This is a genomic window from Falsiroseomonas frigidaquae (assembly GCF_012163145.1).
Taxonomy (GTDB): Bacteria; Pseudomonadota; Alphaproteobacteria; order Acetobacterales; family Acetobacteraceae; genus Falsiroseomonas; species Falsiroseomonas frigidaquae.
Genome location: NZ_JAAVTX010000002.1, coordinates 154,401 through 173,187 on the forward strand (window position 1 = coordinate 154,401; position 18,787 = coordinate 173,187).

Sequence of the window (18,787 nt, forward strand, 5' to 3'; positions counted from 1 at the left end):
TGTCGTTCCTTCAGCGCGGATAGGCACCCACGAAAGCGGGGCGGACATCGGATGCGGCGGCACGCAGCAGGCCCAGCGCCAGCGCCAGGTGCCGCAGCAGTATGAGCAGCGCGGCCCCGATCAGCATGGCGCCGAGATACTTGCCCATGGTGAAATCCAGCAGGTGCGACACATAGGCGCCGACGGAGCCGAGCTGGATCAGCACCGCCACCGCGATGGTCCAGCGCCGCGGCCGGCAGACCGCGAGCGCATAGGCCAGGATGTCGGCCAGGAAGAAGTAGCGGTCATGCATCTTCGGCAGCAGGTAGGGCATGGTGGCCGCGATGGTGACGGCGAGCAGCAGCAGGTCCGCACCTTCCAGCCGGCGCCAGCGCAGCGACAGCACGCCGAGAGCCAGCGCCGCCAGCACGGTCAGCCCGGTGCCCAGCAGCACGCCGGTCTCGTAGCTCATCAGCCGGGCGTATTGCACGAAGGCCCAGGGGTTCGGAGCGTTCATCGACAGCCAGCGATAGGTGCCCGCCTGCTCCAGATACACCGTCGCCAATTCCCAGGCCGGCCGCCCTGCCAGCCAGGCCGGCAGCATCATCGCCGCATAGGCCAGCAGCGGCAGCGGCAGCAGGCGCAGGCCGACGCGACGGGACAGCACCACATGCAGCAGGAACGGTGCGATGAAGATGGATTGCAGCTTGAACGCCACCGCCGCGCCGAAGGCCAGCAGCATCGCCGCCCATTGTCCACGCAGCGCGAAGGACACCACCAGCGCCGCCAGCCCCGCCCAGATGGTGTCCGTCTGCCCCCAGACGGGCGCGTTCAGGATCATGCTCGGCAGCAGCAGCGTGCCGGCGGCGGCGACCAGCGCGGTGCGTGGCGCGGCCAGCGCGCGCAGCAGGTGCCAGACGCAGCCCGCACAGAACACGGCACCGGCGACGGCCACCAGCTTCACCATCCCGAAGGCGGACAACCAGGCGGAGGCCGTGCTGGCGAGTGCCAGCAAATAGAGATAGGGCGGCGAGTAGTTCGCGTAGCCATCGGCACCCTCGACCGCGATCCGCATCGGCGCGGCGAGCGAGGCACGCGTGCCGTGCTGGATGATGTGCTCCACCCAGGGCGCGAACCACCATTCCGCATCACTGGTGCGCCAATCGAGCAAAGACGCGTAGGACAGGACGACCAGTACCAGGATGCCGGCCAGGGCGTAGCCCGGTCGCGCCGCGAAGGCTGCTCGGTTCATGGTGTTCCCCGCTCCCGCATATCCAGTCGTGGCGCGAAGGTCGCCAGGCTGTGCCCGAAATAATTCAGCACCGCGCCAAGCCCGATCGCCGCCGCATGCGCCACCGCCTCCGCCAGCTTCGCGGCCATGCCGAAGCGCAGCGCCAGCGCCAGCAGCCCGGCGGCGATCAGCGCCACCACCACGGAGCTGACGAGATTGACGATGAAGAAGTCGCGCGCCTCCAGCATCAGCGGCCGGCGGGAGGCGGCGAAGACGAAGTGCCGGTACAGCACGAAGCCCACCAGCATGCCGATCACCGCCGCCACCAGCACCGCGGCGAGGAAGGGCATCACCTCGGAGAGCGGGAAGCGTACCAGCCAGTTGATCGCGGCCGCGGAACCGCCAGCCAGAAGGAAGCGCAGCGGCCGCGGCAGCTCGCGCAGCAGGCCCAGCATCGTGCCACTCATCCGAACAGGCCGGACCAGGCCAGCACGAAGGCGCCGAGCATGGCGGTTCCGAGCATGATGCTGGGCGCATCCTTCACCGCGAAGGCCACCGGGTCGTCGTCCAGCTCGCCGCGCGCCGCCATCAGCCAGATGCGCGACACCCACAGGAACAGGATCAGCGGGAAGGCCCAGAGCCAGGCGGTATTGCCGTAGAAGGTCTGCCGGAAGGCATCGAAGATGACATACAGGATCAGCGTCACCACCGCGCCCATGCCGGCGGAGGGGCCGAGCACCAGCAGCAGCGGCCCGTCGGCGGCCTGGTAGCCACGATGCGCCAGCGCGCCCTGCCCGCGCTGCCCGGCCCGCACCAGCTCGACATAGCGCTTGGCGAAGCACAGGGAGGAGAACAGGAACATCGAGAACACCAGCAGCCAGGGCGAGGCGAAGACCTGCGCGGCGGCGATGCCGAGCACGAGACGCAAGGTGAACAGCCCGGCCAGCACGCTGACATCGATGATCGGTACGCGCTTCAACGCCAGCGAATAGGCGATGGTCAGGGCCAGGTAGCAAAGCGCGGCGAGCGCCACCATGGAATTGACCGCCGCCGCCAGTACCAGCCCGGTCAGGATGGCCGCCGGTGCCGCCACCACCGCCACGCCCATCGACAGCCGGCCGGAGGGCAGCGGCCGCTTGCACTTGGACCAGTGCCGGCGGTCATCCTCGATGTCCCAGATGTCGTTGAGCAGATAGGTGCCGGAGGCGATCAGGCAGAGCGCCACGAAGGCGATCGCCACCGCCAGCAGCCGGTCCGCATCCGCGATGGTGCCGCTCAGCACCGCCGGGACGAAGACCAGCAGGTTCTTCGCCCATTGATGCGGCCTCGCGCCTTCCAGCAGCGCGCGCGCCTGGCCCCAGGCCTCCATGCCCCCGGCGCGCGGCGGCATCGGCCCCAGGGTGCCGCGGCGCGCGGCCGTCTCCCGGTCTGAAGGGTTCATCGTGCTGCCCCGCTTGATGTCACCCGGACAGTGCGGTGCGAGGCAGCCAGGGTCATCTTCTCTTAGGGGATCGGGCGTGTCTCAGGAGGACTAGTCCGACTGGGCGCTTTCGCGCCCGCGCCGCCCTGGCGCATCATCCGTCGCCGGCAACGAGGTGACGATGCGTGTCGCGGTGTTCGACCTGGACGGAACGATCTCCCGCCGGGACCTGTTCCTGGTATTCCTGCTGCATGCCGCCCGCAGACTGGGGCCGGCGCACCCGCTGCAGACCACGCTGCTGCCGCTGCACACGCTGCGCTACGGGCTGCGCCGCATCGACAATGCAACGCTGAAGGCCGCCTTCCTCGATGCCATCCTCGGCGGGCGTGATCGCGCCGTGCTGCAGGCGCTTGCCGCCGATTTCGCCACGCACAGCCTGCGGCGGGAGGTGAAGCCGGCGGCGCTGGAGGCGATGCAGCGCCACCGCCAGGCGGGCGATGCGCTGGTGCTCGCCTCCGCCAGCCTCGACCTTTATGTCGCGCCGATCGGCGCGCAGCTCGGCTTCGATGCGACGGTGGCGACGCGCGTGGCCTGGACCGCGGAAGGACGGTTGGCGGGCTCGCTGGATGGCCCCAACCTGCGCGGCGCGCCGAAGCTGGCCGCGGTGCGCACGTTGCTCGCGGCCCGCTTTCCGCAGGCGCGCGAATTCGTCGCCTATTCGGACCATGCGAGCGACATTCCGCTGATGCAGGCCGCCTGCTCCGCGGTGGCGGTGGACCCCACGCCGGCGCTGCGGCGCGCGGCACGGGCGCAGGGCTGGCCGGTCGTCGACTGGTCGCGCAGCCACGGAGGGACGGCGGAGGCGTTGCCCGCGCCACGGCAGGCGCCGGCCAGCGCGGCCTAGAGCGTGATCCGCGAAGGCGGAATCGCCGTAGCGGTGAATCACCCTCTCAGCAAAAGGCTAGACCCTGATCCGTGTTTGCGGATCATGGTCTAGAGACGCGGCGCGCCCTGTCAGAGCTGCGTGGTCGTCTGGATCTCGGCCTCGGCGATGAACTGGAAGCGGTCGCCATGGAAGCGCACGAAGCCGCACAGCGCCGGCACGCCGGATGCCAGGCGGTAGACATGCTCGCTTTCGAGCGAAGGCGTGCCGCGCTTCACCTGCAGCAGCCGCGCGATCCGCGCATCGGCCGGCACGCTGCGGACGATCAGGCGCATGCGGTCCGGAACCTCGCCGATCGCCGCGCGCAGCAGCGCGTGTACGGGATGGCGTTCGAGCATCCGCGTGGTGACGTGGCGTGCGAAGCCGGCGGGCAGGTAGCGCTGCTCATGGGCGAAGACCTCGCCATCCAGCAGGCGCAGGCGCTCCACCACCTCCACCTCCGCACCCTCCGGCAGTGACAGCGCCTGGCGGATTGCGGCTGGCGCCGCCAGGGCGTGGCGATCGAGCAGCGCGAAGGAGGTGCGCTTGCGGGCGTTGCGCGCCTGGTCCTCGAAGGCGAGGCGAAGATTGTGGTCCAGCCGCCGGGGCGCCACGAAGGTGCCGCGCCCGCGACCGCGCGTGATCAGGCCGAGGCTGGCGAGTTGCGCCATCGCCTGGCGCACGGTCGGACGGCTGATGCCGAAATGCACCATGCATTCCGTCTCGGTCGGCAGCGACTGTCCGACCAGCGCATCCTGCCCCTGCGCGAGAAGTGTGGCGAAACGCTCGGCGAGCTGCATGTAGAGCGGCGTGGCGCTGGCCGGGTTCAGCGGTGCGATGCGACCCAGGACGAAGGCGCGCGTGGTGCCACGGGTTCCGGCGGGTGACGGTGGCGCCGGGACGTTCGACACTGCGCCCATGGCCCGGCGGGTGGAAGGGGTCACGGGGTGGGCTCCTGCAGTGTCGCCGGCACGACAGTAGAGGCCGTATTGCTCCAAGGGAAGATGGCTGATGCAAGCGATTGCAATGGTTGTGTTAATTGTCCGGATAATTGGTTCATCATCATGTCGTGTCGCGCGCCCTTAATTTTTTAAGGGCGCGCGTTCTCAATAGCCTTGCTGGACCAAGGATTGTCTTGAAACGAGGGGCCCGGACGCGACGTACAACTTGCATATCAGCGGCGACGCCACCGTGTCAGGTGCAGCGGACGCGGATGAAATCGGCAAGGTCGGCGTCGAAGCGCGCCGGCTCCTCCAGGAACGGCGCGTGGCCGCTGGATTCGTACAGTCGCATCTCGGCCCCGGGCAGAAGCCGCGCGATGTGCTGCCCCGCCACCGGCAGCAGCACCTGGTCCTGCGCGCCATGGATCACCAGCGCCGGCACATCGAGGTGCGGCAGCACATCGTCATGGTCCACCTGCCAGCCCATCATCGCGCCGCGCACGGCGGGCGGCGTCATGCCGTTGGTCAGGTCCATCAGCCGTTGCAGATCGGCCGGCAGCGGCGCCGCGGTGCAGGCGCGGATGAAGCGCAGCGTGGCGTCCGCCGCCACCGCCATCTCGGCGGAGGCCATCGCCGCCTGGATCGGGCCGGTGGTGCCGCGGAAGCGCGCCGCATCGGGCACGCCGCCCTTGCTGATGGCTCCGACGAAGACCAGCCCGCCGAAATCCGCCACGCCATGCCGCCGCGCCACGGCGCCCAGCACGCGCCCGCCGAAGGACCAGCCGACCAGCACGGGCCGCTGCAGTTGCAACGCCGCGATCACCGCGGCCACGTCATCCGCCCAGAGATCAGGGCTGCGATAGGCCTCCGTCGCCGCGGGCTTTTCCGAATTGCCGTGGCCGCGCAGGTCGAAGGCCACCAGGCGAAAATCCCGCGCCAGCGCGCCGGTGAATTGCCGCGTCCAGCACAGCGCGGCCTGGGAGAAGCCGTGGATGAACAGGATCGGCGGGCCATCCGCGCGGCCGCCCTCGGCCACCGCCAGCCGCACGCCGCCCGCCCCGGTGACGAAGCGCGTGGTGGCGCCGCCCAGCCAATCAGCCATCCGCCGACTCCAATACCGCTTCGGGAATCTCGTCGCCCAGCAGTTCCGGATCGGCGTAGGCCCGCACCGCCGCCAGATGATGCGCGGCATCCTCCACGAACAGCGATCGCGCGATCGCCTCCGCCAGCCGCCGCGCGCCGTCGCCGACGCCCGGGATATCGCCGCTGATCAGGCCGAGGCTGGCCATGGCACCGATGGCGAAGGCATGCACCTGCCCGATCCAGGGCTGCGTGCCGCCGTCGCGCTGCTGGAATTCGAAGCCCGGGCCGAGATAAGGATACAGCGCGAATTCGCCGAGCCCGCCGGGCGGCTGCAGCACGTCCGACCACAGCTTCACCCGCGGCGCCAGATCCGCCAGTTCCGGCCGCTTCGACAGGTCGATGGCGAAGCCGGTGCCGAGGATCAGCATGGCCACACGCAGTTCCCGTTGCGGCAGGCGCAGCGTGACGCCCTCGGCATCCTCGGCCACGGACAGCACGGGGGTGGACATGTGCAGGCGGAAGCCGGGCAGGGCGGCCAGGCGCTGCAGCGATTCGCGCGGCGGTGCCACGGCGCCCTCGAAGGCCGCCTTCAGCACCTCCAGCCGCGCGGCATCGTCCAGCCCGGGCAGGCCGTGGGTGAAGCCGGCATGCACCATGGATTTGAAACGGTTCAGCACCGGCAGAGCGGCGCGGCGCACCAGCAGGTGCACCTCCGCCGCGCCATGCTCCAGCGCGGTTGCCGCATTGTCCACGGCCGAGGCGCTGGCACCGACCACGGCGACCCGCTGCCCGGCCAGCGCCGTGAAATCCACCGCATCCCGGCTGTGGCGGATGCGCGGGCCAGGATTGGCCGGCACCCAGTCCGGCATGCGCGGCCCGCCCAGCCCGTCGCGCCCGGTGGCGAGCACCAGGCGGCGCGCGACCACCACGCCGGCGCCCTCCGTCTCCACCGCCACCAGCCCGTCGCGGCCGCGGCGGATGCGCGTGGCGGTGACGCCGTTGGTGACCGGCAGCGCCAGCACGCGGCGCATCCAGACCAGGTAGTCCTGCCACATCGCGCGCGGGATCTTGCCCAGCGCCTGCCAGCCTTCCTCGCCATGCTGCGCCGTATACCAGGCGCGGAAGGTCAGCGAGGGGATGTCCTGCGCCGGTCCCACCAGGTGCTTCGGGGATCGCAGCGTCTGCATCCGGGCATAGGTGACCCACGGCCCCTCCTGCCCCGCGGGCGCCGCCTCCAGCACCCGGTGGCGGGAGATGCCGAGTCGCTTCAGCGCGAAGCTGGCGGACAGCCCCAGCATGCCGCCGCCGAGCACCAGCACGTCCAGCGCCCCATCCGCCCGCCGCGGCACCCAGTCGGCCGGCGGCAGGTTCAGCAAGGCGAGGTCCTGGCGCAGGCGGGATTCGAGCAGGTCCAGCGACAAGGTGATTTCTCCGAGGAGGGCGGGCGACTCGTCGGCACAGGCCTTGCTGCACATAACGCAACGCCGGGCTTCCACCTGTCCAGTCTCGGCCGCGAAGTCATGCAAGAATGGCATCGCAAATATATCTGTTCGGATGCAGGCGGCGGGATGCCTGTGGTTTCAGGACCCTGCCCGGCATCCTGCAGGCCGCGCGCCAGCCGGGCCGCCGAAGCGGCGTTTTGGGCGTCGGTGTTGTTCTTGATTTGTTCGGACCACTCAGCCATCGTCGGCGCGATGCAGCCCACCCCGCCCCCAACCCAGACCCCAGCCTACGCACCGGTTTCCCCTGCACCGGATCAGCCTCCGCTTGACCAGGCGACCGTCCTGGCCGCCCTGCGGGCGCGGGTGGCGCGGCTGGAAGGGCTGGGCCGCGCCCGGCACGGCATGGACCCGGTGCCGGTCGCCGAGGGCATCCCCCTACCCGGCGGCGGCCTGGCGCGGGCGGCGATGCATGAGGTGGCGGCGGCCTCCCCCGGCGCTGCCGCCGCCTTCTGCGCCGTGCTGCTGGCCCGCAGCGGCGGCACCGTGCTGTGGATCGCCAGCGGTGGATCGGGCAAGGGGGGTGGCGAAGATCTGCAGGCCTGGCCCCCCGGCCTCGCCCGCTGCGGCCTGTCGCCGGCCAACCTGGTGCTGGTGCGGGCGGAACGCTGGGCGGATGCGCTGTGGGCGATGGAGGAGGCGCTGCGCTGCCCCGCCGTCACCGGCGCCCTGCTGGCGGCGGAGGATGCGGCGCGGCTCGACCTGACCGCGACGCGCCGCCTGCAACTGGCGGCCGAGACCGGCGGCGCGCTCGGCCTGCTACTGCGGCCGGATGTGCCCAACCCGGACCCGAGTGCCGCCGCCACCCATTGGCGGGTCGGGCCGCTGCCCTCCGGCGGTGGCGGGCATGGGCTGGAGGATCCACGCTGGCAGCTGGAATTGCTGCGCGCCCGCGGCGGCCGGCCGGGCGGCCCCTGGGCGGTGACCTGGCGCGCCGCCTCCGGCGCATTGGATCTGGATGAGGCGGAGGCATCGGCCATGGAGGCTCCGATCAGGGAAGCACCGATCAGGGAAACATCGGTGGTGAGGACGCCGGCAGCGGAAATGCGGCGCGCCCGGCGCGGACGATGATGCCGGCGGTTGGTGACCGACCTGCCCTGGCTCGCCGGCGCGGCGCCCATTCGGGCGCTCGCCCGCCTTCGGCGTGCGCAGGTCGCAGCCCGGGGGAATTGGCATGAGCCGCCGCTTCCTGGCGCTGCACCTGACGGACCTGGCCATGGCGCGCATCCGCCGGGCGGAACCGGAGCTGGAGGAAGCGCCGCTCGCCACCTGGGAAGCCAGCGGCAGCCGGCGCCTGCTGGTGGCGGTGGATGCGGCGGCCGCTTCGCGCGGCCTGGCGCCAGGGCAGGCGCTGGCCGATGCCCAGGCCATCGCGCCCGAATTGCTGCTGCGCCCGGCCGACCGGGACGGCGATGCGCGGGCGCTGCACGGCCTGGCGCTATGGGCCCGGCGCTACACCCCGCTGGCGGCGATCGACCCACCGCAGGGGCTGATCCTCGACATCACCGGCTGCGACCACCTTTTCGGCGGGGAGGCCACGTTGCTGGCCGATGCGCTGGCCCGGCTGCAGCGCGCCGGCCTGGCCGTGCAGGGCGCCGTGGCGGGGGCGGCGGCCACCGCCGCGGCGCTGGCACGCTCGCGCGCCGACCAGCCCATCGCGGTGTCCGGCATCGAGGCGGCGCTGGCGGCGCCACTGCCGCTCGGCCCGGCGCTGCGGCTGGATGCGGCGGAGCTGGAGGCGCTGGCCCGGCTCGGCCTGCGCCGGGTGCGAGACCTGCTGGACCAGCCGCGCGGCCCGCTGGCGCGGCGCTTCGGCCAGGCGCTGCTGGACCGGCTGGATGCCGTCACCGGCCGCCGGCCGCATGCCATCCAGCCGGTGCAGCCACCGCCGGAGCTTGCCGAATCGCTGGACCTGCTGGAGCCGCTGATCACCCGCCCGGCCATCGATGCCGCGCTGGACCGGCTGCTGGCCGGGCTGTGCGCGAAGCTGCGCCTGGCGGGGCTGGGCGCGCGGCGGCTGGCGCTGCTCGCCTGGCGGGTGGATGGCGCGGTGCAGGAGGTGGCGATCGGCACCGGCCTGCCCAGCCGCGACCCGGCGCATCTGCGACGCCTGTTCGCCGAGGGGCTGGGCGGGCTGCAACCCGATCTCGGCTTCGAGCGCATGGCGCTGGAAGCCCGCGCCACGGACCGGATGGAGACCGGCGCCCAGACCAGCCTCGGTCTGGGCGCGCGGCAGGATTGGGCGGCTCTGGCGGAATTGCTGGACCGGCTGGGCCAGCGGCTGCGCGTGCAGCGCGTGGCGCCGGTGGCGAGCCATTGGCCGGAACGCAGCGTCGCCGCGCTGGACCCGCAGGCGGTGCCGCCGCCGCCGCCGCCCGGCTGGTCACGGCCTGACCAGCCCCTGCTGCGCCTGCGCCGCCCAAAGCCGCTGGAGGTGGTGGCCCTGCTGCCGGATGCGCCACCCGCCAGCCTGCGCTGGCAGGGCATGTCGCAGCGCGTGCTGCGGGCCGAGGGGCCGCTGCGGCTGGAGCCGGAATGGTGGCGCGCGGAATCCCGGGCGGAACGGCGCGATGCCTACCGGGTGGAACTGCCCTGCGGCACGCGGCTGCTGGTCTGCCGGGGCGGCGCCTCCGGCTGGCGGCTGCATGGATATCTGCCGTGACGCGGCACGGCCATCGCAACCGAGGCACCGTCCTGCGGAGGCCAGCCGGGGCCATGCGGCGATGACCGCGCCCCCCGGTTATGCCGAGCTTGCCGCACGTTCGCATTTCTCCTTCCTCGACGGCGCCTCCCACCCCGCGGAGCTGGCGCAGACGGCGGCGGCGCTGGGGCTGGCGGGACTCGGCCTGTGCGACACCAACAGCCTGGCCGGCGTGGTGCGCGGCCATGTCGGCGCGAAGGAGGCGGGGCTGCGCTTCGCGGTGGGCTGCCGGCTGGTGCTCGCCGATGGCAGCGCCTGGCTGGCCTGGCCGACCGACCGCACCAGCTACGGCCGGCTGACCGCGCTGCTGTCGCAGGGCCGCATGACCGCGCCGAAGGGCGAATGCTGGCTGGGTCGGGAAAATCTGTTCGCCGCCGCCGAGGGGCTCGCCCTCGCCGCCATACCGCCGCCGAAGCCGGATGCGGATTTCGCCCGGCAATGGCGCGCCGATGCGGCGGCGCTGCGCGACCGGCTGGCCCTGCCGCTGCTGCTCGCAGCCTCCTGCCCCTATCTCGGCCGCGACCAGCAGCGGCTGGACGGGCTGGCGGCGATCGCCGGCGATGCGCTGCTGGCCACCGGCGACATCCGCTACCATCACCCGGGCCGCCGCCGCCTGGCCGATGTACTGACCGCCATCCGGCTGCGCACCACCGTCGATGCGCTGGGCCATGATGCGGAGCCGAATGGCGAGCGCCACATCAAGCCGCCCGCCGAGATGGCGCGGCTGTTCGCGCGGCATCCGCAGGCGCTCGCCAATACGCTGCGCGTGCTGGACGCCACCGCCGGCTTCTCGCTCGACCAGCTCCGCTACGAATATCCGGAGGAGGTGCTGGAGCCGGGCCGCACGGCGCAGGAAACGCTAAAAGCCCGCGTGGCGGAGGCGCTGGCGGCCCTGCCCTACGGCGTCAGCGCCAATCTGCGCGGCCGCATCGATCATGAGCTGGAGCTGATCGGCCGCCTCGGCTACGCGCCCTATTTCCTGACGGTGCATGAGATCGTCGCCTTCGCGAAGCGGGAGAAAATTCTCTGCCAGGGGCGCGGCTCGGCGGCGAATTCCAGCGTCTGCTACGTGCTCGGCATCACCGCCGTCGATCCAGACAAGCACGACCTGCTGTTCGAACGCTTCGTCTCCGCCAGCCGTGGCGAGCCGCCCGACATCGACATCGATTTCGAGCATGAGCGGCGGGAGGAGGTGATCCAGCATCTGTACCACCGCTACGGCCGCCATCGCGCCGCGATCTGCGCCACCATCATCCGCTACCGCGCCCGCAGCGCGATCCGCGAAGTCGGCCGCGCCATGGGGCTGACGGAGGATGTCACCGCGCGCCTGGCGAAGGCGAGCTGGGGGCCGGGCCGCGAGATCGGCCTGCAGCAACTGGCGGAAAGCGAGGGGCTCGATACCTCCGACCCGCGGCTGGCCATGACGCTGGAGCTGGCGGAGGAATTGCAGGATGTGCCGCGCCATGCGGCCACCCATGTCGGCGGCTTCGTCATCACCCGCGGCCCCCTGACGGAACTCGCCGTGGTGACCAATGCGGCGATGGAAGACCGCACCGTGCTGGAATGGGACAAGGACGATATCGAGGCGCTGGGCATCCTGAAGGTGGATGTGCTCGGCCTCGGCATGCTGTCCTGCATCCGCCGCGCGCTGGCCCTGCTGCGCGACCATCTGCACCGCGACTACAGCCTGGCGACGCTGCCGCGCGAATGCGCCGAGACCTACGCCATGCTGCGCCGCGCCGATTCCGTCGGCGTCTTCCAGGTGGAAAGCCGGGCGCAGATGAACATGCTGCCGCGGCTGAAGCCGAAGGAATTCTACGATCTGGTGGTGCAGGTGGCGATCGTTCGGCCGGGGCCGATCCAGGGCGACATGGTGCATCCCTATCTGCGCCGCCGCCAGGGCATCGAGCAGCCAGAATACCCCTCCCCCGGCCCGGAGCATCCGCCGGATGAGCTGAAGCAGGTCCTGAAGAAGACGCTCGGCGTGCCGCTGTTCCAGGAACAGGCGATGAAGCTCGCCATCGTCGCCGCCGGCTTCACGGCGGATGAGGCGGACCTGCTGCGGCGTTCCATGGCCACCTTCAAGATGACCGGCGGCGTGGCGAAGTACCGCGACAAGCTGGTGCAGGGCATGGTTCGCCGCGGCTACCAGCAGGATTTCGCCGAGCGCGTCTTCAGCCAGATCGAAGGCTTCGGCAGCTACGGCTTTCCCGAAAGCCACGCCGCCAGCTTCGCGCATCTGGTCTATGCCTCGAGCTGGATCAAATGCCACCACCCGGGCGTCTTCGCCTGCGCGCTGCTGAACAGCCAGCCGATGGGCTTCTACGCCCCGGCGCAGATCGTGCGCGATGCGCGGGAGCATGGCGTCGAGGTGCGGCCCGTCGATGTGAACGCCAGCGACTGGGATTGCACGCTGGAGCCGGCGGCGAACGGCCTGGCGCTGCGCCTCGGCCTGCGGCTGGTGACCGGACTGGCGGAGGCGGAAGCCCGGGCCATCGTCGCGGCGCGGGAAGCGCGCAACGGCGCGCCCTTCACCTCGGTCGAGGACCTCGCCTGGCGCAGCGGCGCGGGCAAGCGCGCGCTGGTCAGCCTGGCTGCCGCGGATGCCTTCGCCCATGCCAGCATCAACGGTGCCGGGCTGGCGCGGCGCGATGCGGCGTGGGAGGCGCGCGGCGTGCCATCCGGCCCGCGCGACCTGCCGCTATTCGCCATCACGCAGGATTCCGTCGCCGCCGCGCTGGCGGATGAGGCGCCCCTGCTGGCCGAACCACCACCGCTGCTGCCCCCGCATACGGAAGGGGAGGCGGTGGTGGGCGATTACCTCGCCACCGGCCTGACGCTGCGCCAGCACCCGCTGGCGCTGCTGCGCGCAGCGCTCGCCACGCGTGGCTGCGACGATACGCGGCGGCTCGCCGCCGCACGGGCCGGCACGCGGCTGCGCCTGCCCGGCCTGGTGCTGATGCGCCAGCGGCCGGGCTCGGCCAAGGGCGTGGTGTTCCTGACCATCGAGGATGAGTTCGGCAACGCCAATATCGTGGTGTTCCAGGACATCTCCACCCGCGACCGCGCCGCCCTCGTCGCCGGGCGCCTGCTGCTGGTGGAAGGCGTGCTGGAGCGGGAGGACACGCATGCGGAAGTGCCCATCCTGCATGTCATCGCCCGCCGCCTGGTCGATTGGTCCGCGCTGCTGGATGCGCTCCCGCAAGCCCAGGGCAATTCCGCCTGGGCGGAACGCAGCCTGGGCCGCGCCGATGAGGTGCGACGGCCCGATCCCGGCGCCCGCGCGCCGAAGCGCGCCCGCCTGCCGCCCAGCCGCGATTTTCGCTGACCTCGCCCGAACCCCGCCGAGCCTCGGCGGCCTTGCCGCGCCGCCGGAACCGGCGCGATCATGCGAAAGCGAGGCCCGTGAGAGGCCCGCACCGGGAGAGACCAAGGCCATGAAACGCCGCACCATCCTTCAGGCCGCCGCAGCCGCGCCGCTGCTGGCCGCGCCCGCCACGCTGTGGCCCAAGGAATCAGGCGCCCAGGACTTCACCCAGCCCATCCGCCTGATCGTGCCCTTCAACCCGGGCGGCACCAGCGACATCCTGGCCCGGCTGATCGCACCCTCGCTCGGCCAGCGGATCGGGCAATCCGTAGTGGTGGAAAACCGCGCCGGCGCGGGCGGCAACATCGGCGCCGACCTCGTCGCGAAAAGCCGACCGGACGGGCACGCTTTGGTGCTGCTGGACATCTCGGTCCTCGCCACCAACCCGCATCTGTTCCCGCGCCTGCCCTTCGACAGCCTGCGCGACCTGGCGCCGGTGCAGATGGTGGTCTACGCGCCCTATATCCTGGCGGTGAACAACCAGCTTCCGGTGCAGAACGCGCAGGAGCTCGCCGCCTATGCCAAGGCCAATCCGGGCAAGCTGAACGCCGCCAATTCCGGCACCGGCACGCTGACCCACCTGGTCGCCGCCTCGCTGGCCAATGCCTGGGGCGGGGAGGTGACGCATGTGCCCTATCGCGGCGGCGCCCCGGCGCTGACGGCCCTGGTGACCAACGAGGCCAATCTCACCATGGCCGGCGCCACCCAGTCGCAGAATTTCGTGGTGAACAACCAGATGCGCGGCATCGCCGTGACCGGCCCGAAGCGCCTGGCCGCGGTGCCCAACCTGCCGACCTTCCGCGAACTCGGCTGGCCGGAGCCCGATGCCGGCACCTGGCAGGGCGTGCTCACCCAGGGCAACACGCCACCCGCCACCATCGCGCGGCTGGAGCGGGAGATCGCCCAGGTGCTGACGGAGCCCAACATCGTCCGCCGCATCGGCGAGATCGGCGGCGAGGTCCGCGCCGAGGGCGCCGCCACCTTCCGCCGCATCCTGACCGAGCAGACCGAAAGCTACGGCCGCATCATCCGCGCCAACAACATCCGGCTCGAATAGATGCAGCCCACGCGCCTGCATGTGCAGGTGAATCCCGCCTCCGCCCTGGCCGCCGCCTTCACCGAGGCGCGGATCCGCGGCGGCCTGCCGGGACAGGTGACGATGCGCTTCGGGCAGACGCCCGAGGCGCTGGAGGAAGGCCTCGCGGAGGCGGAGGCGCTGTTGCTGGTCGGCAGCGCGCCGCTGCACGACCTGCCGCGCCGCGCGCCGCATCTGCGCTGGATCAGCTACACCAGCGCCGGCGTCGAATGGCTGCTGCAGGCGGGACTGCCGCCCGGCGTCACGCTGACCAACGCCAGCGGCACCCACATCCCCAAGGCGGCGGAATTCGCGCTGCTGTCGGTGCTGATGCTGAACAACCAGATGCCGTTCTTCGCCACCGCCCAGCGCGCACACCGCTGGGTGCCGAAGCCGGCCGGCACCGTCGCGGGCCAAACCGCGCTGATCCTTGGCATGGGGGCGCTCGGCGGCGCGGCGGCGCAGGCGCTGTCCCGCCAGGGCCTTCGCGTCATCGGCAACAGCCATTCCGGCCGGCCGCACCCGGATGTCACGCTCATGACGCAGGGCGATGGCTTTCGCGCGCATCTGCCGGAAACAGATTACCTGGTGATCACCCTGCCGCTGACACCGGCGACCCATGGCCTGGTCGGCGCGGCGGAGCTGGACCTGCTGCCGCGCCATGCCGGCGTGGTCAATCTCGGCCGCGGCGAGATCCTGGACGCCGACGCGCTGGCCGAACGCCTGCGCGACGGCCGCCTGGCCGGGGCAGTGCTGGACGCGCTGCCGCAGGAACCGCTGCCACCCGACAGCCCGCTCTGGGACACGCCGAACCTGGTCATCACCCCGCATTGCGGCCTGTATGACCCGGAGGCCTACGCCCCACGCTGCCTGGACGCCTTCTTCGCCAACCTGGCCCGCTTCCAGGCCGGCGAGCCCCTGCAGCAGGTGGTGGACCCAGCCCGCGGATATTGAACTGGCCACCATCTTGCATCACCCGCCGCCCCGGGCTGCCCTCACTGCCCGGCCGGAGCCACGCATGACCGACGCGCCCACGCCCCTTCTGCTCACCCCCTATGCATTGCGTGGCGTCACCCTGCGCAATCGCATCGTCGTCTCGCCGATGTCGCAATACCGCTCGGACCCCGGCGGCATCCCCGGCGACTGGCACCTGGTGCATCTCGGCAAATTCGCCCTCGGCGGCGCGGGGCTGGTGTTCTGCGAGGAAACCAGCGTCTCCGAACGCTCCCGTAAGACCTATGATTGCCCGGGCATCTACACGGATGAACAGGCCCGCGCCTGGCGCCGCATCACGGATTTCCTGCGCGCGAACGGCAGCGGCAGCGCCATGCAGATCGGCCATGCCGGCCGCAAGGTCGCCACCCGCGCGCCCTGGGACGGCTTCTCGCCGCTGACCGCCGAAGACGCCGCAAAGGGCCGGCCGCCCTGGTCCGGCCTCGCCCCCAGCCCCATCCCCTTCAAGCCCGGTGCCATGGTGCCGAAGGAAATGGACGCGGACGACATCCGCCACGTCATCCAGCTCCATGCCGACGCCGCCCGCCGCGCCGACGATGCAGGCTTCGACATCCTCGAGATCCACGCCGCCCACGGCTACATCATCCAGCAGTTCCTCTCGCCCATCACCAACCTGCGGACGGATGGCTACGGCGGCGACCGCGAGGGCCGCATGCGCTTCGGCCTGGAACTGGTGGAAGCCGTCCGCGCCGCCTGGCCCGCCGACAAACCCCTGCTGATCCGCCTGTCCTGCGTCGATGGCAAAGGCGGCGGCTGGCACATGGAAGACACGCTGGCCTTCGCCCACGCCCTGAAGCCGCGCGGCATCGACCTGATCGACTGCTCCTCCGGCGGCATCGAAGGCCCGCTGACGCTGGCCGTCGTCCCGCGCGTGCCCGGCTACCACGTGCCCTTCGCCGCCGAGATCCTGCGGGAGACCGGCATCCCCACCATGGCCGTCGGCCTCATCACCGACCCCCACCAGGCCGAATCCTACCTGCAGGCCAACTCCTGCCACCTCATCGCCCTGGCCCGCGAAATGATGTGGAACCCCAACTGGCCCACCCACGCCGCCCAGACCCTCGGCCAGAACCCCCTGCCCCTGATGCCCCCCTCCTACGCCTGGTGGCTCGAACGCCGCGACGAAACCCGCCGCCGCTTCCCCACCGGCCAGGAGACGGCCGCGGAGTAGGGCCGGGGAAGCGCTGGCTGCTTGCAGGAGGAGCGCTGCCCCTCCTGCACCTCCCCGCAAAGGGCTTTGGCCCTTTGAACCCATGAATCATGAGCGGAGAAGCGGAGGGGGCCGGAGCGAGCGCCTGTTCAGCGGAACCGCTGGCCCCCTCCGCTTCTCCGCTTAAAGGCCTCGCGGTCCAGGGGTCCGAGGCCCCTGGCATGGGGGTGCAGGGGGAACAGCGTTCCCCCTGCAATCACCCGCGCACCCCTGCCCTACACCCGCAGCCGTCGCTCGGCCGCGCCGGGCAGGAAGCGGCCGTCGAAGATTTCGTGGTTGGGGGGTGTGGTGGTCAGGCCGAAGCCGTCCTTAACCAGGGCGATGGTTTCGGTCAGGCGGGTTTCGGAGAGGGTGCCGAGGCCGTCGGCGCGGGTGCGCGGGGTGATCATCAGGCCGTCGCGCAGGAAGACGATGCGTTCGGCTTCGATGGATTCTTCCAGCAGCGGGAATTGCTGCTTGAGTTCGGCTGCGGCCTTGGCAGGGTCGGTCATCACCTCGTGCCAGCAGCGGGTGCTGGCGGCCAGGAAGCGGCGGATGGCGTCCGGCTTTTCGGCGATGAAGCTGCGGCTGGCGAGCATGGCGTTGCCGGGGAAGTCCATGCCGTGGTCGGCGTAGCGCAGGCTGCGGATGTCTTCCGGCTTCACGCCGTTGGCTTTCAGGTTGAAGAAGACGGTGTAGTCGAAGCCGGTCACGGCATCGACCTGGCGCGTCAGCAGCATCTGGTCGCGCAGTGCCGGCGTCACCTGTTGCAGGCGCATCCGGTCCATCGCGATGCCGTTGATGCGGCAGAGCGCGGGGAACATGCGGGATGCGCCGTCGGACGGGCCCTGCCCGATGGTCTTGCCGGCGAGGTCGGCCGGCTTGCCGATATTGGAATGCGCCAGGCTCATCACCGCCTGCGGCGAGCTGTCATGCAGTGGCATGACGGCCTTGGGTGCGGCGGCGGGGTTGCGGGCGTAGAACTCGATCAGGGTGGCGATGTCGCCGCTGCCCATCTGGTAGTTGCCCGAGGCGACGCGGGTGATGGCATCGCCGGAGCCGGAGGAGCCGTCGATGGTCACCTCCAGCCCGGCTTCCCGGTAGTGGCCGCGCGACAGGGCCAGCAGGTAGCCGGCGGTGCCGCCATCGGGCCGGAAATTGAGCACGAAGCGGATGCGTTCCGGTGCCTGCGCCAAAGCGGGACTGGCGAGCAGGGTCGCCGATGCGGCCAGAAGCACGCGGCGTGCGATGGTCATGGGGGTTCTCCGGGCGTTTCTGCCGGCCGGAGGGTTAGCAAGACCAGTGCCAGTCCCGCCCGAATGGGCCTGGAGGGGTGCCGGGCGTGCCGCAAGCCCCTCGCGGGACGTGAAATCGTGCAACCTGGCCGCAATTGCCCGGGAAATGCCCGTGAATCCCAAACACAATTCGCTTCGCGCGTTGAAGCCCGGCGTTCGTCGACTATACTGACGGCCAGGCCGATGCGGGCCGCTCACCTCCCCGGGCTCGAATCCACGAGACGGCGGGGTCGGACGTGCCCGCGGCCGAACAGGCGAGTCCAGAGATGACCAACACGCACGACTGGCGGCGAGACCGCAAAGCCCGCAGCAAGCGGGGTTTCGACGATGATATGCCGCAGGAGGGCGGCTGGGCTCCTCCGCCCACGCCGAGCTACGCACCCTCCGCGGCACCGCGACGGGCCTCTGGCCCGGTAGCGTCCGGGCCGGATGTGGGTGCGGTGGTCAAGCGCTTCGATCCGGAGCGGGGCTTCGGCTTCGTCGCGGTCGATGGTGGTGGCGGCGACGCCTTCCTTCATATTAGCGTGCTGCAGCGCGCCGGGGCCGATACTGTGGCACCTGGCACCAAGCTGCGTGTGCGCGTCGGCCAGGGCGAGCGTGGCCCGCAGGTGGCCGAGGTGCTCGAAGTCGGGCCGGTCGGCGAGGTTCCGGCCTCCCCGCCGCGCGGCGGCATGGGCGCCGGGCCGCGCCCCGGTGGTGCCGGCGCCGGCGCCGGCTTCCGCGCCCCGCCGCCGCCCGGTTCGGGCGAGGAAGTCCAGGGTACGGTGAAGTGGTACAGCGCCGAGAAGGGCTTCGGCTTCGTGACGCCGAGCGATGGCGGCAAGGACGTCTTCGTCCACGCCACGGCGCTGGAGCGCAGCGGGCTGCGCCCGCTGACCGAGGGCCAGGCCGTGACGCTGCGTGTGGTGCAGGGCAAGAAGGGGCCGGAAGCGGCCTCTGTCACCACCGCCTGAGGCGCACGCTTCAGGATGCGAAATCAGGGCGGCAACCGCAGGGTTGCCGCCCTTTTTCGTGCCGGGCGGCCGATGGACGCGCGGTGGCGCAGCCGATAAGGCAGATGCATGAGGCGGC

15 protein-coding genes are annotated in these 18,787 nt (G+C 71.4%); 8 read left to right on the plus strand and 7 right to left on the minus strand.

The features are described from left to right. Positions 1–10 precede the first annotated feature (10 nt). The 3 genes from HB662_RS05115 to HB662_RS05125 are packed head-to-tail and all read right to left on the minus strand — an operon-like array spanning position 11 to position 2,651. Positions 11–1,231: a hypothetical protein gene (locus HB662_RS05115; RefSeq protein WP_168047872.1), complete on the minus strand. Its 1,221-nt coding sequence runs from the start codon at positions 1,229–1,231 to the stop codon at positions 11–13. Further along, complete coding sequence (locus tag HB662_RS05120; protein WP_168047874.1) at positions 1,228–1,677, minus strand: GtrA family protein; 450 nt, start codon at positions 1,675–1,677, stop codon at positions 1,228–1,230. The genes HB662_RS05115 and HB662_RS05120 overlap by 4 nt, the downstream gene beginning before the upstream one ends. Beyond that, complete coding sequence (locus tag HB662_RS05125; RefSeq protein ID WP_168047875.1) at positions 1,674–2,651, minus strand: UbiA family prenyltransferase; 978 nt, start codon at positions 2,649–2,651, stop codon at positions 1,674–1,676. Before HB662_RS05125 ends, HB662_RS05120 begins: the two co-directional genes overlap by 4 nt. Before the next feature lie 160 nt (positions 2,652–2,811). Between HB662_RS05125 and HB662_RS05130 the strand changes: the two genes are divergently transcribed. Continuing rightward, positions 2,812–3,534 (plus strand): HAD family hydrolase, encoded by a 723-nt coding sequence (locus HB662_RS05130; RefSeq protein ID WP_245185502.1) that lies wholly within the window; start codon positions 2,812–2,814, stop codon positions 3,532–3,534. Positions 3,535–3,644: 110 nt separating this feature from the next. On the opposite strand, the gene HB662_RS05135 is transcribed toward HB662_RS05130, so the two are convergent. From HB662_RS05135 to HB662_RS05145, 3 genes are all read right to left on the minus strand, one after another. After that, the gene (locus HB662_RS05135; protein ID WP_168047879.1) at positions 3,645–4,496 is read right to left on the minus strand and encodes a UTRA domain-containing protein; all 852 of its coding nucleotides are present in this window, start codon (positions 4,494–4,496) and stop codon (positions 3,645–3,647) included. Positions 4,497–4,746: 250 nt separating this feature from the next. Then, entirely contained in the window at positions 4,747–5,595 is an 849-nt protein-coding gene (locus tag HB662_RS05140) for an alpha/beta fold hydrolase (protein ID WP_168047881.1), read from the minus strand. After that, on the minus strand, positions 5,588–6,997 hold the full coding sequence (locus HB662_RS05145) for an NAD(P)-binding domain-containing protein (protein WP_245185462.1): 1,410 nt from the start codon (positions 6,995–6,997) through the stop codon (positions 5,588–5,590). The genes HB662_RS05140 and HB662_RS05145 overlap by 8 nt, the downstream gene beginning before the upstream one ends. Positions 6,998–7,381: 384 nt before the next feature. Between HB662_RS05145 and HB662_RS05150 the strand changes: the two genes are divergently transcribed. The 6 genes from HB662_RS05150 (at position 7,382) to HB662_RS05175 (ending at position 16,403) form a co-directional block, all read left to right on the plus strand. Further along, positions 7,382–8,146, plus strand: coding sequence for an ImuA family protein (locus tag HB662_RS05150; protein ID WP_168047883.1), 765 nt, complete (start codon positions 7,382–7,384; stop codon positions 8,144–8,146). 103 nt (positions 8,147–8,249) lie between these two features. Next, on the plus strand, positions 8,250–9,737 hold the full coding sequence (locus tag HB662_RS05155) for a Y-family DNA polymerase (protein ID WP_168047885.1): 1,488 nt from the start codon (positions 8,250–8,252) through the stop codon (positions 9,735–9,737). A gap of 61 nt (positions 9,738–9,798) precedes the next feature. Then, a complete protein-coding gene (locus HB662_RS05160; RefSeq protein WP_168047887.1) occupies positions 9,799–13,104 on the plus strand; it encodes an error-prone DNA polymerase in 3,306 nt (1,101 codons plus the stop codon). 109 nt (positions 13,105–13,213) lie between these two features. Further along, positions 13,214–14,200, plus strand: a complete 987-nt coding sequence (locus HB662_RS05165) for a Bug family tripartite tricarboxylate transporter substrate binding protein (protein ID WP_168047889.1) — start codon at positions 13,214–13,216, stop codon at positions 14,198–14,200. Continuing rightward, the gene (locus HB662_RS05170; protein ID WP_168047891.1) at positions 14,201–15,172 is read left to right on the plus strand and encodes a D-2-hydroxyacid dehydrogenase; all 972 of its coding nucleotides are present in this window, start codon (positions 14,201–14,203) and stop codon (positions 15,170–15,172) included. A gap of 64 nt (positions 15,173–15,236) precedes the next feature. Beyond that, a complete protein-coding gene (locus tag HB662_RS05175; RefSeq protein WP_168047893.1) occupies positions 15,237–16,403 on the plus strand; it encodes an NADH:flavin oxidoreductase/NADH oxidase in 1,167 nt (388 codons plus the stop codon). Positions 16,404–16,657: 254 nt separating this feature from the next. Here the strand turns inward: HB662_RS05175 and HB662_RS05180 are convergent, their stop codons facing one another. Beyond that, entirely contained in the window at positions 16,658–17,677 is a 1,020-nt protein-coding gene (locus HB662_RS05180; RefSeq protein WP_168047895.1) for an ABC transporter substrate-binding protein, read from the minus strand. A 479-nt stretch (positions 17,678–18,156) separates the two neighbouring features. Here HB662_RS05180 and HB662_RS29630 point away from each other — a divergent pair, with 479 nt between their 5' ends. Further along, positions 18,157–18,669 (plus strand): cold-shock protein, encoded by a 513-nt coding sequence (locus tag HB662_RS29630; protein ID WP_342449445.1) that lies wholly within the window; start codon positions 18,157–18,159, stop codon positions 18,667–18,669. The last annotated feature ends 118 nt before the right edge of the window (positions 18,670–18,787 follow it).